We start from the raw sequence: 16,176 nt of genomic DNA, 5'->3' as shown, positions 1-16,176 counted from the left end.
GACGCCTACGATCTAGCGATGCCGCCGAGCATGCTGCCCGGCCCCCGCTATCCCCGTCACGGAGCGCCCATGTTCGTCGCCCTGGTCTTGATGTATTTCCTGCTCGCCTGTCTTGCCTGCTGGCTGCTGCTGTTTCCCGGCGGCCGCGCCATCGTGCTGCACACGCTCGTCAATCTGGGCTGGCGCATGCAGCGGCGCGCGCAGCACCTGAAGGGCGGCAGCGGCGCGCAGTGGCAACGCGTGCAGCGGCAAACGGGCTCGGGCATGGCGCGCGCCTGGCAGCTGCTGTGGCTGCATCGCTGGCTGAGCCTGGCGGGCAGCGTGCTGGTCATCGTGCCGCCGCTGCTGGCCTGGCTGTCCAGCGACCGCATCGCCTTGCGCGGCTATGCTGACCAGCAACACGCGATCAATGACCAGGTCAGCGATTTGCTGAAGGGCGAGCAGCTGGTGCCGCCGCCAGCCTTGCCGCCGCTGCTGTTTTCCACGGCGGAAGTAACGCAGCTGCGCCCGCTGCTGGGCGGCGCCAGCCGCAACTGGCAATTGCTCGACCACGATTTCGCGCAGCGCCTGCTGCTGGTCTTCAAGATCATGAAAGACGTGCATGGCTACGACATGGTCTTGCTGGAAGGTTATCGCAGCCCTGCGCGCCAGGATCAATTGGCGGTGGCCGGCCCGAACGTGACGAACGCGAGGGCGTTTCAAAGCTATCACCAGTATGGCCTGGCGGCCGATTGCGCATTCATGCATGAAGGAAAGCTCATCATTTCTGAAAAAAATGCCTGGGCCATGCGCGGCTACCGTTTATATGGCGTGACTGCCGAATCGGTGGGCCTGCGCTGGGGCGGGCGTTGGACCATGATGGATTTTGGCCACACGGAATTGCCGCAACCGCGCGTGCTGGGCAAGTAAGCCGCGCCAGTCATTCTAGCGCCGGGTTTCGGCCTGATTTTCACCGCTGCAAGCTTGCTTGCGCGGCGTCAATGGCAGGCCAGCGCCTGCCGCGCGCTGGCACCTGGTACTTGTCATATGTCAACAAAGGCGCGCCGCATTGCTGTCAGCATGGGCCGAATCCGCCTCGCTGCGCGGCGGCGTTCCTCCTGCTTTGCGACCTCACCCTGGGCTCATCATGCTGCGAAGAATCTGGCATTTCCTCACCGACAGCCGCAATCTGACCATCCTCGGCTTCATGGCGCTGGCCGTGTTCCTGTACCTGGGCGCCGAAGTGCTGGAAGTGGCGCTGGTCTGGGCCCTGGCCTTGCTGCTGCTGGCCTTGGTCACGTGGCTGGGCCTGTGGCTGTGGCGCCGGCGCCGCGCGCGGCGCGATGCGCAGGCGCTGGGGCAGGCCATCCTCAACGAAGCCGAGATCGCCGCCGCGCAAGCCGCTTCGGCATCCACGGCCGGCAGCACCCAGCGGGGTGAACTCGACGCCGTGCGCACGGGCATGCTGGCCGCCATCGAGACCATCAAGACGTCCAAGCTGGGCATCAAATCGGGCGCCGCCGCCTTGTACGAACTGCCGTGGTACATGATCATTGGCAATCCGGCCGCCGGCAAGAGCAGCGCCATCCTGCATTCGGGCCTGCAGTTTCCCTTTGCCGACGGCAAGATCGTGCAAGGCGTGGGCGGCACGCGCAACTGCGACTGGTTTTTCACCACGGACGGCATCGTGCTCGACACGGCGGGACGCTATTCCGTCGTTGACGAGCACCGCGGCGAGTGGTTCGGCTTTCTCGACCTGCTGAAAAAATACCGGCGCAAGGCGCCCATCAACGGCATCCTCATCGCCGTCAGCATCGCCGAATTGAAAGGCGACCCTGATGTCGGCATGCAACTGGCGCGCAGCCTGCGCAAGCGGGTGCAGGATGTCATCGAACGCCTGGAAGTATTCGCGCCCCTGTACATCGTGTTTACCAAGGCGGACCTGATCGCCGGCTTCACGGAGTTTTTCGCGGATGCCGAGCGTAGCGAGCGCGAGCGTGTATGGGGCGCCACCATGCCGTACCAGCGCAAGTTGCCCACGGCGGATTTGCTGGCGTTTTTCGACCAGGGTTTCGATGAATTGCACGATGGCTTGACGGAACTGAGCCTGGCCAACATGGCGCACCGGCAACGCAAGACGATGGCGCCCGGCGTCTTTACCTTTCCGCTGGAGTTTGCCGCCATCAAGCCGGCCTTGCGCGCCTTCATCGCCACCCTGTTCGAGGAGAACCCGTTCCAGTTCCAGCCCGTGTTCCGCGGCTTTTACTTTACCAGCGCGCTGCAGGAAGGCGAGCCCGTCAGTGCCTCCTCGCAGCAGGTGGCGCGCCGCTTCGACCTGGCCTTCGCGCCGGCCCCGGCCGCGGCGCCGTCCGGCGCGCGCCAGCATGGCTATTTCTTGCTGGAGCTGTTCCGCAAGGTGATTTTTGCCGACAAGCACCTGGTGGCCAACTATGCCAACCGTGCCAAGCTGCGCTTCAAATATGCCGTGTTCTTTGCCGCCACCGTGTCGCTGGGCGCCTGCCTGGGCGGCTGGAGCTGGTCCTACCTGGGCAACCGGCAACTGGTGGCCAACGTCGAGGCCGATTTGAACAAGGTGGTGAAGCTGCAGGAGCGGCGCCTGGACTTGCAGTCGCGCCTGGAAGCGCTCGAGATCTTGCAGGACCGCATCGAGCAGCTGGAAGCGTACCGCACGCAACGGCCGTGGTCCCTGCGCTTGGGCCTGTACCAGGGTGAGCTGCTTGAACGCAAGCTGCGAGAGGAATATTTTGCCGGTGCGCGCCAGGTCATGCTCGGCCCCGTGGCGGGCGCGCTGGAAGCCTTGCTGTTTGAAATGAACGCCAGCGCGGACCAGCTGCAGCCCACGGCGCGCACGCCGCAGACGCCGGCCGCCGCGCCAGCAGCGCCCGCGGCACCGCGCAGCGTCCAGTACCAGGCGGCCAGCGCGACGAATGTGGAAGATGCCTACAACGCGCTGAAAACCTATCTGATGCTGGCCGATAAGACGCATGCGGAAAGCAGCCACCTGAATGACCAGCTGACGCGTTTCTGGCGCGCCTGGCTGGAAGGCAACCGGGGCGCCATGCCGCGCGAGCAGATGATACGCAGCGCCGAACGGCTGCTGACGTTCTACCTGGCGCAGATCGGCGATCCGTCCTGGCCGCGCATCGAGCAGAAGCTGGCGCTGGTCGACCAGGCGCGCGAAAACCTGCGCCGCGTGGTGCGCGGCATGCCGGCGCGCGAGCGCGTGTATGCCGACGTCAAGGCGCGTGCCTCGACGCGCTTTCCCGGCATGACGGTGGCGCGCATCGTCGGCGAACAGGATCAGGCGCTGCTGGCGGGCAGTTACGCCGTCTCCGGCGCCTTTACGCGCCAGGCCTGGGAAAAGTTCGTCGAGGGCGCGTTTCGCGATGCCGCCAACCGCGAGCTGCAAAGCGCCGACTGGGTGCTGAAAAGCGCTTCCACCGACGACCTGACCCTGGAAGGCAGTCCCGAGCAGATCGAGAAAAACCTGGTGGCCATGTACAAGGCCGACTATGCGCGCGAGTGGCAAAAATTCGTGCAGGGCGTGGCGGTCGCCGACCTGAAAGGCTTCGACGGTGCCGTGCAGGCGATGAACCGCCTGGGCGACCCGCAGTCGTCGCCGATCGCCAGGCTGCTGACGACCATCTATCAGGAAACCTCGTGGGACAACCCGGCGCTGCAGAATGCCCAGTTGCGCCAGGCCGAGCGGGGCATCGTCGCCTGGTTCAAGGAAACCGTGCTGCGCCGCGCGCCGTCGCCGCTGACGGCCAGTTCCGCCGCTCTCCATGCACAGCTCGACCCGGCCCGCCTGGACAAGCCCATGGGTCCCGTGGGGCGCGAATTTGCCGGCGTGGGCAAGCTGGTGGCGGCCAGGGACAACAATGCATCCCTGATGCGCGCCTACCTGGAAGCGCTGTCGAAACTGCGCAGCCGTTTGAACCAGCTGAAGAACCAGGGCGACGCGGGGCCGGGCGCGCGCCAGTTCATGCAGCAGACCCTGGAGGGCAGCGGTTCCGAACTGGCCGACGCCCTGAAACTGGTCGACGAGCAGGTGCTCACGGGGATGAGCGACGCGCAAAAGCAGGCGATCCGCCCCATTCTCGTGCGCCCGCTGATGCAGACCTTTGCCGTCATCGTCGCGCCGGCCGAACTCGATATCAACAAGACCTGGGCGGCGCAGGTGTATGAACCGTTCCAGAAATCGCTGGCCAACAAATATCCATTCGCGCCCACGGCGCGCATCGAGGCGAGCAACCTCGAGATCGGCCAGTTCTTCGGCCCGGAAGGCCTGGTGGCGAAATTCGTCACCACGTCCATGGGCCCGCTGGTGGTGCGGCGCGGCGACGTGCTGGCGCCGCGCACCTGGGCCGACATGGGCATCAGCCTGTCGCCGCAGGTGGTGGCGCGTTTCCCCGGCTGGATCGCGCCGCTGGGCGCGGGCGGCGTGGCAGCCACGTCGACGGCGGCGCAAACCGTCTTCCAGATCCAGCCGTCGCCCGCGCCGGGCACCCTGGAATACACGGTGGAGATCGACGGCCAGCAGCTGCGCTACCGCAACACCCCGACGCAGTGGACGAACATGGTCCATCCGGGCCCGCAAGGCGCGGCGGGCCAGCAGGGCGCGCGCATCACGGCCGTCACCTTCGACGGGCGCACGGTGGAACTGTTCAACGAGTCGGGCCAGTTCGGCTTGAAGCGCATGATCGACGCGGCGGCCAAGAAGCGCAAGGAGGGTGGCGTGTTCGAACTGCGCTGGGCGCGCGGCGAGGTGGCCGTGGCGGTCGACCTGAAAATCACCAGCAGCGCCGAGACGACGGGCGCGGGATCCGCCACGGCGGTGCAGGAGCAGGGCTTTCGCGGCATGCAGCTGCCCGAGACGATCGTCGGCGCGCCCGGTGCTTCTGCCGCGCCTCCCGCGCAGGCCATCGCCGCCGCAGTCATGCCCGGAGTTTCGCCATGATGCGCGCGGCGCAGCAGGTGCGCCTCGGCTACTTTGGCAAGATTCCCGCGCGGGGCGACTTCATCAAGGCTTGCGACAATCACGCGCTGGTGCAGCTGCTCGACGACTGGCTGGCGCAGGTCATGACTGCCCTGACGGTGGAACCGCGCTGGAAGCTCAATTACGACGCCTTGCCGCCGCTGCGCTTTGCCTTCGTCGGCACGCGCAGCCGGCGCGCCATCGCCGGGCGCCTGGAAGCGAGCAATGACCAGTCGTTGCGGCGCTTTCCCTTCATGGCCATGGGCGCGCTGGAAGTCGATGACGCCGAGACCTTTGTCGCTTGCAGCCCGCTGGCGCTGGCGCCGCTGTGGCAGCGGGTGGAGCAGCTGTCGCAAGGCATCGTGGCCAGCGCCGAACCGGGGCCGGCCCTGCTGGCGCTGGCCGGCAACGTGGTCGAAGTCGAACCGGCGGCACCTGATCACGCGGCGCGGCTGGCTGCCTTCTTGCAGGCGCAGACGGTGCACGGCTTGCAGACGTTGCTGGCATCGCCCGCGTTTCCCGTGACGGTGCGCGAACTGCTGCTGGGCCTGGGCATGCTGCTGCAGCCGGTGCGCCAGAGCGGCTTGCCGCGCCTGGAAAAAAGCCTGGTGCTGCCGCTGCCGCAGGACGGGCAGCTGCGCGAGCTGGTGGCCAGCTTGTGGCTGCACCTGATCGCGCCTTTTCTGAGCCTGGCCGATTTCGAACTGGCGCTGTTCTTTTCCCACCTCGACGAGGCGCCCGTGCTGGTGATCGGCTTTTGCGGCGCCGACCCGCATGGCTTGCGCGCGCTGATCGATCCGCAGGCCGGCTGCGAACGGCTGATCGTGTTCGACCAGCTCGACTGGGTCGAGGAGCAGCTGGGACGCGATGCGGCGCTGCGCCGTTTTTCCGCCTGCCTGCAGCAGGAACAGCTGTCGCTGCGCTCGGCCTGCGCCATGTTTGCCGATACCTTTGTCTGAAGGATTGCGATGAAATATCCTGTCATTCTCCTGCTGCTTGCTGCAGCCGCTCCCTGCCACGCGCAGGCGCAAGCGCCCCAGACACCGATGCCGGGGCAGATTCTTGTCACGGGCACCCTGGCCGATGAGGCGGGCAAGGCGGCCGTGCTGGCCCGCCTGCGCGAACTGTATGGCGCCGAGCGCGTGGTCGACCAGATCGCCATCGGCAGCGTGGCCGTGCCGGCCAACTGGAACGCCTACGTGCACAAGCTGATTGCGCCGAACCTGAAGCTGATTTCACGGGGGCAGATCAGTATCGACGGCAATAACGTCAGCGTGCGCGGCGAAGTGGCGAACGAGGCGCAGCGCCAGCAGATCGCCAGCGACATCGCCACCAGCCTCAATCCCACCTACGTCGTCAACAACGGCTTGCGGGTCAAGGCGGCCGAGGCGGAGCAGGGTTTGCTTGATGCTGCGCTGGATAAACGCATCATCGAATTCGACAGCGGCAAGGCGTTCATCACGCCGGCGGGCCTGGCCATCCTCGACGAGATGGCGGCCGCCATGCTCAGGCTGCGGGGCCGCAAGGTGGAGGTGATCGGCCACACGGACGACACGGGCCTGCGCGCCAGCAATGTGGCCCTGAGCCAGGCGCGCGCCGAAGCCGTGCGCGCCTACCTGGCCAGCAAGGGCGTCGCGGCCGATTCGGTGCTGGTGTCGGGCCAGGGACCGGACCGTCCCGTGGCCAGCAACGCCACGGCCGATGGCCGGGCGAGGAACCGGCGCATCGAGTTCAGGATCGCGCAGTAGTCAGCTGCGCTTCACGGCAGCGTGATGGTCAGGTTGGCTGGCCGTGGCGCCAGCTTGACCAGGTCCGCATACGCGGCCAGGGTCGTTTGCGTGCCGCGCGTCAGATGGGTTTTCAGGCCCAGGTAGGCGCAGATGGCCAGCAGGGCGAAAAAGCTCGACAGCGCCCATAGCGGCACGTCGCTGCCGCGCTTGTTGACCACCTGGTCGGGGCGTTCCGCGCGCGGCGCGAAGCCACGGCTCTTGCCCTTGATGTGGGCTATCTCGTCGCCCAGGCGCGCCGTCAGGTAGCTGAGTTTTTCGCCGCCGTCGATCGCATACTTGCCCTGGAATCCCAGCAATAAACACATGTGGAAGACCTGCAGCGCCTGCACGCGCATGGCGCCCTTGCCGCGCAAGGCGTCGAGGCGGTCGAAAAAGTGTTCGCCGGCCAGCTGGTCGCCAAAGATCAGCAGCTGCAGCGGGCGCCGCTCCCACTGCTTGCGCAGGGTGAAAGGCGAAGCCAGGATGATTTCATCGACGGCCGCGCAAAACGCATACTTGGCTGCCTCGATATCGTCGCCATCGGCGCGGATCTTTTTTGCTTCGCGCTCGAAGTCGTCGAGGAAGGCCGTGATGCGGTCCATGAAGCTTTGCTCGTCGCCGGGCGCCGAACCGTGCTTCAGCATGAACAGCATGTAAAAGCCTTCGTGCATCAGGTCCAGCAGGGCGCTGCCGGCATGCCGGCTGCTGCCGGTTGGGGCGGAACCGCGTTGTCCCAGCAGGGAGGGCGCTGCGCGCCGTTCGATGAGCTGGCTCATGCCGTCACCGCGATCAGTTCCAGCTGCAGGTCGCGTATGCCGGCCGGCACATACACGGAGATCGACTGCGCCTTGAGCATCTGTTCATATAGCACGCCACGGTTTTCAATCGCAAAATAATAGGTGTCGGGACGCACGGGAATGGCGGCCGGCACTTGCGGCGCATGCGACAGTTTCAGGCCGGGCATGGCCGTGAGCACGCATTTTTCCACGTCGTCGGGCGCGCCCACTTTCACGCGCAGCGGCACCACGTCCACCAGTTCGATGGCGGGCATGGCGGCGCGGATCGCTAGGTACAAGGTGGTGTGCTGGTCGATCTTGCCCGAATCGAGCTTGCCCAGGTAGTACGACGGCTGGTCCTCGAGCAGGGCGATGGAAAAATACTTCGACGAGATGACGGTGTCGAGCAGTTCGCGGATGATGCCGTCGATGGCGTCGAAGCAGGCGCCCGGTTGCGCGTGGTCGTAGGCGGGCAGGCTGGCCAGGGTGTAATGCTTGGAGTAGCTGAGCAGGCCGCCCGCCAGTCCCAGCAGCGCTTCGTACAGGCGCTCCGGATGCAGGGCCGGATGGCGCACATAGTGCATCAGCGCGGCGGCGGCCGTGCTGACCGTGTGCAGCAGCCAGAACGAGGACACGTCGCCGGAGCGGAACTCGATCACGTTGCGGCTCGGTTCGCGGTGGTGGCCGTGCAGCGCGCTCACCTTCGCCTGCAAGGCGTCGAGCAGGTGTTCCAGCACGCCCTGCAGGCGCGGCGCGCCGGCGATGGCCAGGCTGGGGGCCATGAACGAGGGCACGGGTTCGAAGCCGCCCGATACCGTGCGCCGCAGGGCGATCAGCGGCAGGCAGTCGTAGGAACCACGTGCCTCGCTTTCGGGAATCAGCCGCACGGTCTTCTTCAGGTAGGCCACGTCGGCCACGGCGGACTCCGTAAACAGGTCGGGCGTGGCGCGCATGGCGTGCGCAAAGCGCGTGGCCGCCGGCATGCCTGCCGTCGATGCCTGTGCCGTGTAATTCATGCCTTCGCGGTTGAGGATGGGCAGCGCCGCGTAATACGTCACTTCCTGCACCGCCGGCGGCAGCGCTTCCAGGTCCACCGGCGGGGGCAGGGTATCGCTGCCGGGCGCGCCGTCGCCCAGCGACTCGAACACTTCGCCGTCGCGGAAGATCGCCGACAGGGCATGCAGGCGCAAGGTGCCCGTCTTCAGCGCAGCCAGGTCCCACGCCATGTGCGCCACGCCCCACAGGTAGGGATGCAGCGCGCTGGCCGTGTGATGCAGGCGTGCTTCGTGATACTGGTCCTGGCGCTGGAAATGCTGCGGCCGCAGGAACAGACCCTCTCCCCACAAGATTTTCGCTGCCATGCCCATCTCGTTTCTCCTTGAATGTGTGGCGTGCCGGTGTGCCTTGCTGCCCTGCGCTACTGGCAGCGCAGGGCAGCCAGCGGCGCCATGCCGCTATCCATGCTGGCGACGCTGAGCGCGCAGGCGTGCAGGCCGACGGTGATGCCGCCGCGTTCCGCGTCCGCGGCGACAAAGGTGGCGCGCCAGCGCTGTACCGCAGGCGCGCGGAACAGGGCCACCACGCCGATGAAATCTGCCTCCTTGCTGACTTTTTCCTGCACTTCGTAGCGCTGGCCCGGCACCAGCAGCACTTCCTTCACTTCCATCAGGTCGGCGCCCAGCGCGGTCTTTTCACGCTGCGCGTCGAGGAAGCTGTCGTAGGGCGCCTGCTCGAAGGCGGCGCGCTGGCGCAGCTTGTAGATGCGCGCCACCAGCGCCAGCGGCCGGCCGTCGGCATCCGTGTTGAGGCGCTGCGCCGCATGCAGGCGGATGCTGACATTGCGCGGCGGCTTTTGCGCGTCGGGCAGTTCCGCTGGCGGCTTGGCCACACCGGCCACTTGCAGCGCCGCGTTGGTCAGGGTGCCGATGGCGCCGCCCGCACAGCCGGCCAGCAGAAGGGCCGGCAGCAGTGGCGCTGTGGCGCGGGCCAGGCGGCGGAGCGGGGCGTCAAATGGCATGGGTGATCTTTGCAAGGTGAACGGTGGAAATAAAAGTGTTGCAGTCATTTAAGCGCATGCAGGGGCGACCCGCTTGCGTTGGCACAAAGTCCGCCTGCGATCAAGATAATTACTGCGCCAGATCAGGATTCATGTCGGTGCGCGCGGCTGTGATGTGGAACTTCTTCTTTGCTGATTAATCTCAATTTGGCAAAAAAATTGGCGATCAATAATGGCCTCCACCAAGGCGCCGCCCATCTTTCCCAGCGGTAGCGTCCTCCACGTGAAGGAATGCCCCGATGAAGCCAGCCACCATGTTGCCCCGTATTGCCTGCCTCGCCAGCGCCCTGCTGCTGGCCGCCTGCGCCACGCCAGAACAGCCGGCGCCCCAAAAACCTGCCGCGCCGACCCTGGCGCAAGTGATTAGCGATGCCGATGCGGCTGCGCGTGCCGGCCAGTACGAGCGCGCCATGACCCTGCTCAAGGCCGGCGGCAGCAGTTACCCGGCCGACAAGGTGCCATGGCTGCAAATGGCGCAAATGAAGTTCGACCGCGGCCAGTACGGCGACGCCATCGGCCATGCGCTCGAAGCGCTGGAACGCGACCCGGACGACAAGGTCGCCAACAGCATCGTCGCCGTCAGCGGCTTGCGTTTGTCCGGCAAGGCGCTGTCCGACCTGTCGCGGCAAAACAATCTGAATGGCTCGCTGCGCTCGGAAGCGCAGGACCTGGCCAAGCTGCTGCGCGCGAGCATCGGCGAAGACGTGCTGGTGCCGCCGGCCAAGCGCCCGCCGGCGGCCGGCAAGCGCGCTGCAATGTCCGGCTCCGGCTCACCGGCGGCGAAGGGCGCGGCAGCGCCGGCAAGCGTGGCCGATCCGTTCAGCGGCTTGAAATAAGCGAGCATCCCCACCATCCCCTTGCAAAGGAAGCGACATGCCCAAGTCCGACAGCGTGCAGAAACGCCTGCAGAAGATACGCGCGCCGCGCGTGCAAATGACCTATGACGTCGAGATCGGCGACGCGATTGAAAACAAGGAGCTGCCCTTCGTGGTCGGCGTGCTGGGTGACTTTGGCGGCAATCCGGACAGCGAGAAAAAGCGCCTGAAGGACCGCAAGTTCGTCGCCCTCGACCGCGACAACTTCGACGAGGTGCTGGCCGGCGTGGCGCCGGTGGCGCGTTTCGCCGTGCCGAACCGCCTCAGCGAGGCGGGCGGCACGTTCGCCGTCGACCTGCATTTCCGCTCGATGGACGACTTCCGCCCCGAATCGGTGGTGCGCCAGGTGGCGCCCCTGCGCAAGCTGCTCGAGGCGCGCACCAAGCTGGCCGACCTGCGCAACAAGCTGGCCGGCAACGACAAGCTGGAAGACTTGCTGACGGAAGTGCTGAGCAACACGGACAGCCTGGCCACCCTGAAACCGCAGTTCCCGGCGCAGGAGGATTGAGATGAGCGCCCAGGCAGAAGCCCCAGAATCCCTCGCTGTATCCGCATCCGATGCGCCGGCCGCCACCGATTTGCTGGACCAGATCGTCGAGCAAAGCCGCGTCGCCAAGTCCGGCGCCGAACATGCGCGCGCGCGCGACCTGATCTCGGAGCTGGTGGCACAGGTGCTCGATGGCACGGTGCTGATGTCCAGCAGCCTGTCGGCCACCCTGGACGGGCGCGTGGCGGAAATCGACCGCCTGATCTCCACCCAGCTCAGCGAAATCATGCATGCGGCGCCGTTCCAGCAGCTTGAGCAAAGCTGGACGGGACTGCGCTACCTGGTCGGCAATTCCGATACGGGCTCGCGCCTGCAGATCCGCATGTTCAACGCCACCAAGCGCGAACTGGTGAAGGATTTCCAGGCCGCGCTGGAGTTCGACCAGAGCAGCATGTTCAAGAAGGTGTATGAAGAGGAATTCGGCACCTTCGGCGGCGCGCCGTTTGCCGCCCTGCTGGGCGACTTCGCCATCTCGCGCCAGCCGGAAGACATGTATTTCGTCGAGCAGATGTCGCACATCGCCGCCGCCGCGCATGCGCCTTTCATCGCCTCGGCCGCGCCGGAACTGTTTGGCCTGGAAAGCTACGGCGACCTGGGCAAGCCGCGCGACCTGGCCAAGGTATTCGACACCATCGAGTACGCGAAATGGAAAGCCTTCCGCGAATCCGAGGATGCGCGCTATGTCGGCCTGACCTTGCCCCGCTTCCTGGGCCGCCTGCCGTTCAATCCCGTCGATGGCACCACGGTCGAAGGTTTTAACTTTGTCGAGGAAGTCGATGGCAGCGACCATCACAAATACCTGTGGTGTAACGCCACGTATGCGTTCGGCTGCAAGCTGACGAGCGCCTTTGCCGACTACGGCTGGTGCGCCGCCATCCGCGGCGTGGAGGGCGGCGGCCTGGTGGACGACCTGCCGACCCACACCTTCAAGACGGACGAGGGCGACGTGGCCCTGAAATGCCCGGCCGAGGTGGCGATCACCGACCGCCGCGAAAAGGAATTGTCGGACCTGGGCTTCATCTCGCTGGTGCACTGCAAGAACACGGCGTATGCGGCGTTTTTTGGCGCGCAGTCGGCGCAGAAAAGCCGCAAGTACAACAGCGACGCGGCCAACGCGAATGCGGTGCTGTCGTCCCAATTGCAGTACATCTTTGCCGTTTCGCGCATCGCCCACTACATGAAGGCCATGATGCGCGACAAGATCGGCAGCTTTGCCGCCGCCTCGAACGTGGAGGATTTTCTGAACCGCTGGCTGATGCAGTACGTGCTGCTCGACGATAACGCCAGCCAGGAACAGAAGGCGCAGTTCCCGCTGCGCGAGGCCTCGGTGCAGGTGCATGAAGTGCCGGGCCGGCCCGGCGTGTACCGCGCCGTGTCGTTCCTGCGACCGCACTTCCAGCTCGATGAGTTATCCGTTTCGCTCCGACTGGTCGCGGAGTTGCCGAAGTCGACCAATTCCTGATTCACCCATCTTTCAACCAGAGGAGCACACCATGGCAATCGATGTATATCTGCAGATAGACGGCATCAAGGGCGAGTCCACCGATGACAAGCACAAGGACTGGATCGAATGCAAATCGGTCAGCTGGAGCGTCGCGCAGCCGAAGTCCGCCACCGCATCGACGGGCGGCGGCCACACGGCCGAACGCTGCGAGCACAAGGACATCGTCATCTCCAAGCTGGCCGACCTGGCCTCGCCGGTGCTGCTGCAGACCTGCTCGGCCGGCAAGACCATCCCCAAGGCGCGCTTCGAATTCATGCGCGCCGACGGCCAGGGCGAGCGCGTCAAGTATTTTGAAATCGAAATCGAGAATGTGCTGATCGGCGCCGTGACGCCGAACGTGGAAGAGGGCGATATCCTCGGTGAACACGTCGGCTTCAAGTTCTCGAAAGTGAAGTGGAAATACACGCAGCAAAAAGTGACGGGCGGCGCCGGCGGCAATACCTCGGGCGGCTGGGACCTGGCCGCGAACCGCGTGGCTTGATCCATGGCGCGCGGCGCGCGGCGGCCACCTTCGCCCGCGCGCCGCGCCGACTTTTCAGGAGAGCGCATGGACAGTTATGTACCTGGCCTGTTCGACCGCCTGATGGGCGACGGCGGTGCGGCGGGCGGCGTGGCGGTGCGCCTGTCGCTGGAACAATTGAAGGATGCGGTGGCGCGCGACCTGGAAGAGCTACTCAACACGCGCGTGGCCCTGCCGCCCGGCGCGCTCGACGCCTATCCGGAATGCGCGGCATCCATCGTCAACTATGGCTTGATCGACTTCGCCGGCATGTGCTTGTCCAGCAGCGATGACCGCGCCCGCATCTGTGCGGCGCTGAAGGCCGCCATCGAACGCCACGAACCGCGCCTGCGCAATGTGCGCGCCCGCCTGGAGCGCGAAGCGGGCGCCATCAACCGGGTCGGCTTTGTGATCAGCGGCACCCTGGCCGTGAGGTCCGGCGGCGAGACGGTCAATTTCGACGCCGTGCTGCAGCCGTCGTCGCTGCGCTATTCGATCAACCGCAAGGGAGCCGCCGCATGAGCAACAACCTGAAAACCCTGATCGCCAAATTCAATGACACGGCGCGCACGGCCGCCACCCGCGCCGCCGCCATCTGCGTGGGCCTGGGCCAGTACGAAGTCGATATCGAACACCTGTTTTTGGCCTTGCTGGAACAGGAGCGCAGCGATTTCGTCACCATCGCGCGGCGCAGCGAAATCAGCCTGACGGCGCTGGAGGCGGACCTGCGCCGCGAGATCGGCAGCTTCAGGACGGGCAGTGCGCGCACCCCCGTGTTCTCTCCCCATTTGCCGCTGCTGTTCGAACATGCCTGGCTGATCGCCTCGCTGGATGCGGCGCAGCCGGGACCCATCCGCAGCCGCCACCTGTTGCTGGCGCTGCTGACGGAGCCGGAACTGTCGCAGCTCGCGTACCGCGGCTCGAAGCTGTTCGCCCGCTTCAGCGTGGAGCAATTGAAGCACCATCCGGACAAGCTGACGGCCGGCTCCGGCGAGGAGGAAACTGCGGCAGTGCCGCAGCCTTCCGAAACGGCCGTCGACCCGCTGACTGCCCTGGCCAGCAAAACCCCGGCGCTGGACCAGTTCACCACCGACCTGACGCAGCTGGCGCGCGATGGCAAGCTCGATCCCGTGATCGGCCGCGAGGCGGAGATACGCCAGGCCGTCGATATCCTGCTGCGCCGGCGCCAGAACAATCCGATTCTCACGGGCGAGGCGGGCGTGGGCAAGACGGCCGTGGTGGAAGGCCTGGCCTTGCGCATCGCCGCCGGCGACGTGCCCGAGGTGCTGCAGGGCGCGCACATCCACGCGCTCGACATGGGCTTGCTGCAGGCCGGCGCCAGCGTGAAGGGGGAATTCGAAAGCCGTCTGAAGAATGTCATCGACGAGGTGGCGAAGAGCCCGCATCCGGTCATCCTCTTCATCGACGAGGCGCACACCATGATCGGCGCCGGCGGCCAGGCGGGGCAGAACGATGCGGCCAATCTGCTGAAACCGGCGCTGGCGCGCGGCGCCCTGCGCACGATTGCCGCCACCACCTGGAGCGAGTACAAAAAGTATTTTGAAAAGGATGCGGCGCTGGCCCGGCGCTTCCAGGTGGTGAAGGTGGAAGAGCCGAGCGAAGACATCGCCTGCGCCATGCTGCGCGCCATGGCGCCGCTGATGGAGCGCCATTTCGGCATCCGCGTGCGCGATGCCGCCATCGTCGAGGCGGTGCGCCTGTCGCACCGCTACATCAGCGGGCGACAGCTGCCCGACAAGGCCGTCAGCGTGCTCGATACGGCGTGCGCCAAGGTGGCGCTGGGCCAGCGCGCCACGCCGGCGCAGCTGGAAAACGCGCACCGGCGCCAGGAACGCGTCGGCGCGGAAATCGCCGCCCTGGCCCGCGAGGCGGCCGATGGCGAAGTGCCCGATAAAGCCGGCGCCGCACGCCTGGCGCAGCTGCGGCGCGAACATGACGAGGGGCAGGCGGCGGTCGCGGCGCTGGCGCAGCGCTGGGAGCGCGAAAAGGCGCTGGTGGCGCAGATCGGCGAGCTGCGCGCGCAGCTGCGCGGCGAGCGGCCGGGCGAGATCGGCGCGGCGCGTCTGCTGGCGCTGAAGGAAGAGCTGGCGGTTCTGCAGGGAGAGGCGCCGCTGTCGCCGCTGGAAGTCGATGCGCAGGTGGTGGCCGGCATCGTCGCCGGCTGGACCGGCATCCCGCTGGGACAAATGCTCAAGGACGAAATCCGCACGGTGCTGACCCTGGATGGGGCGCTGCGCGAACGGGTGCTGGGACAGGACCATGTCATCGAGGCGGTGGCGCAGCGCGTGCGCACGGCGCGCGCCAGCCTGGACGACCCGAACAAGCCGCAAGCCGTGTTTTTGTTCACGGGACCGTCCGGCACGGGCAAGACGGAAACGGCGCTGGCGCTGGCCGACCTGCTGTATGGGGGCGAGCGCAAGCTCATTACCATCAACATGAGCGAGTACCAGGAAGCGCACAGCGTGGCCGGCCTGAAAGGCTCGCCGCCCGGCTATGTCGGTTACGGAGAGGGCGGCGTGCTGACGGAAGCCGTGCGGCGCCAGCCCTACAGCGTGGTGCTGCTCGATGAAGCGGAAAAAGCCCATCCCGACGTGCTGGAACTGTTCTTCCAGGTGTTCGACAAGGGCGTGCTCGATGATGCGGAAGGGCGCGAAGTCGACTTTCGCAACACCATCATCATCGCCACCTCGAACCTCGGCTCGGGCGCCATGATGGCCGCCTGCCTGAACCGGGCGGCGCAAGACTTGCCCACGCCGGCCGCGCTGGAAGAACTGGTGCGCCCGCAACTGGTGGCGCACTTCAAGCCGGCCTTGCTGGGGCGCCTGAAGGTGCTGCCGTTCTATCCCCTGAACGACGCGGTGCTGGCCGAGATCATCGTGCTGAAGCTGGCGCGGATAGGCGCGCGCATCGCGCGCAACCACCAGGCGCAGTTCAGCCATGACGCGGGCCTGGTCGACGCCGTGCTGGCGCGCTGCACCGAGGTCGATTCGGGCGCGCGCAATGTCGACCAGATCCTCAATGGCAGCTTGCTGCCGGCGATCGCCGAAGCGGTGCTGGCGCGCATGGCAGACGGCGAGCCGGTGGCGTCGATACGCGTCAGCGCGAACAAGCAGGGACAGTTCAAGTACACGATCCGATAATCCATCTTCCG

13 protein-coding genes are annotated in these 16,176 nt (G+C 66.2%); 10 read left to right on the top strand and 3 right to left on the bottom strand.

The annotated features are described in order from the left end of the window. Positions 1-69 precede the first annotated feature (69 nt). The 4 genes from BLT98_RS07390 (at position 70) to BLT98_RS07375 (ending at position 6,726) form a co-directional block, all read left to right on the top strand. A complete protein-coding gene (locus BLT98_RS07390; RefSeq protein ID WP_092606231.1) occupies positions 70-909 on the top strand; it encodes a M15 family metallopeptidase in 840 nt (279 codons plus the stop codon). A 217-nt stretch (positions 910-1,126) separates the two neighbouring features. Further along, entirely contained in the window at positions 1,127-4,960 is a 3,834-nt protein-coding gene (gene tssM / locus BLT98_RS07385) for a type VI secretion system membrane subunit TssM (RefSeq protein WP_092606229.1), read from the top strand. After that, positions 4,957-5,937: a type VI secretion system-associated protein TagF gene (tagF, locus tag BLT98_RS07380; RefSeq protein WP_092606227.1), complete on the top strand. Its 981-nt coding sequence runs from the start codon at positions 4,957-4,959 to the stop codon at positions 5,935-5,937. Before tssM ends, tagF begins: the two co-directional genes overlap by 4 nt. Positions 5,938-5,946: 9 nt before the next feature. Next, on the top strand, positions 5,947-6,726 hold the full coding sequence (locus tag BLT98_RS07375) for an OmpA family protein (RefSeq protein ID WP_092606225.1): 780 nt from the start codon (positions 5,947-5,949) through the stop codon (positions 6,724-6,726). Positions 6,727-6,737: 11 nt separating this feature from the next. Here the strand turns inward: BLT98_RS07375 and icmH are convergent, their stop codons facing one another. Genes icmH through tssJ form a run of 3 tightly spaced genes read right to left on the bottom strand, consistent with a single transcriptional unit; the run spans position 6,738 to position 9,540 of the window. Beyond that, on the bottom strand, positions 6,738-7,523 hold the full coding sequence (gene icmH, locus BLT98_RS07370) for a type IVB secretion system protein IcmH/DotU (RefSeq protein ID WP_092606223.1): 786 nt from the start codon (positions 7,521-7,523) through the stop codon (positions 6,738-6,740). Continuing rightward, positions 7,520-8,890, bottom strand: coding sequence for a type VI secretion system baseplate subunit TssK (tssK, locus tag BLT98_RS07365; RefSeq protein WP_092606221.1), 1,371 nt, complete (start codon positions 8,888-8,890; stop codon positions 7,520-7,522). Before tssK ends, icmH begins: the two co-directional genes overlap by 4 nt. A 50-nt stretch (positions 8,891-8,940) precedes the next feature. After that, positions 8,941-9,540: a type VI secretion system lipoprotein TssJ gene (gene tssJ / locus BLT98_RS07360; RefSeq protein WP_092606219.1), complete on the bottom strand. Its 600-nt coding sequence runs from the start codon at positions 9,538-9,540 to the stop codon at positions 8,941-8,943. A gap of 278 nt (positions 9,541-9,818) precedes the next feature. Here tssJ and BLT98_RS07355 point away from each other — a divergent pair, with 278 nt between their 5' ends. The 6 genes from BLT98_RS07355 to tssH all read left to right on the top strand — a co-directional run bounded on the left by BLT98_RS07355 (position 9,819) and on the right by tssH (position 16,165). Then, entirely contained in the window at positions 9,819-10,415 is a 597-nt protein-coding gene (locus BLT98_RS07355; protein WP_092606217.1) for a tetratricopeptide repeat protein, read from the top strand. A gap of 37 nt (positions 10,416-10,452) precedes the next feature. Further along, a complete protein-coding gene (tssB, locus tag BLT98_RS07350; RefSeq protein ID WP_034779597.1) occupies positions 10,453-10,962 on the top strand; it encodes a type VI secretion system contractile sheath small subunit in 510 nt (169 codons plus the stop codon). Position 10,963: 1 nt separating this feature from the next. Continuing rightward, entirely contained in the window at positions 10,964-12,463 is a 1,500-nt protein-coding gene (gene tssC, locus BLT98_RS07345) for a type VI secretion system contractile sheath large subunit (RefSeq protein ID WP_092606215.1), read from the top strand. 31 nt (positions 12,464-12,494) lie between these two features. Continuing rightward, positions 12,495-12,986: an Hcp family type VI secretion system effector gene (locus BLT98_RS07340; protein WP_034779593.1), complete on the top strand. Its 492-nt coding sequence runs from the start codon at positions 12,495-12,497 to the stop codon at positions 12,984-12,986. 66 nt (positions 12,987-13,052) lie between these two features. Then, positions 13,053-13,526 (top strand): type VI secretion system baseplate subunit TssE, encoded by a 474-nt coding sequence (tssE, locus tag BLT98_RS07335; RefSeq protein WP_035820620.1) that lies wholly within the window; start codon positions 13,053-13,055, stop codon positions 13,524-13,526. Continuing rightward, the gene (gene tssH, locus BLT98_RS07330) at positions 13,523-16,165 is read left to right on the top strand and encodes a type VI secretion system ATPase TssH (RefSeq protein ID WP_092606212.1); all 2,643 of its coding nucleotides are present in this window, start codon (positions 13,523-13,525) and stop codon (positions 16,163-16,165) included. The genes tssE and tssH overlap by 4 nt, the downstream gene beginning before the upstream one ends. The last annotated feature ends 11 nt before the right edge of the window (positions 16,166-16,176 follow it).

The sequence above is a fragment of the Janthinobacterium sp. YR213 genome (assembly GCF_900099875.1).
GTDB lineage: Bacteria > Pseudomonadota > Gammaproteobacteria > Burkholderiales > Burkholderiaceae_D > Janthinobacterium > Janthinobacterium lividum.
Note: the sequence above shows the minus strand (reverse complement) of the source record. Positions and strands in the feature narration are given on the sequence as shown.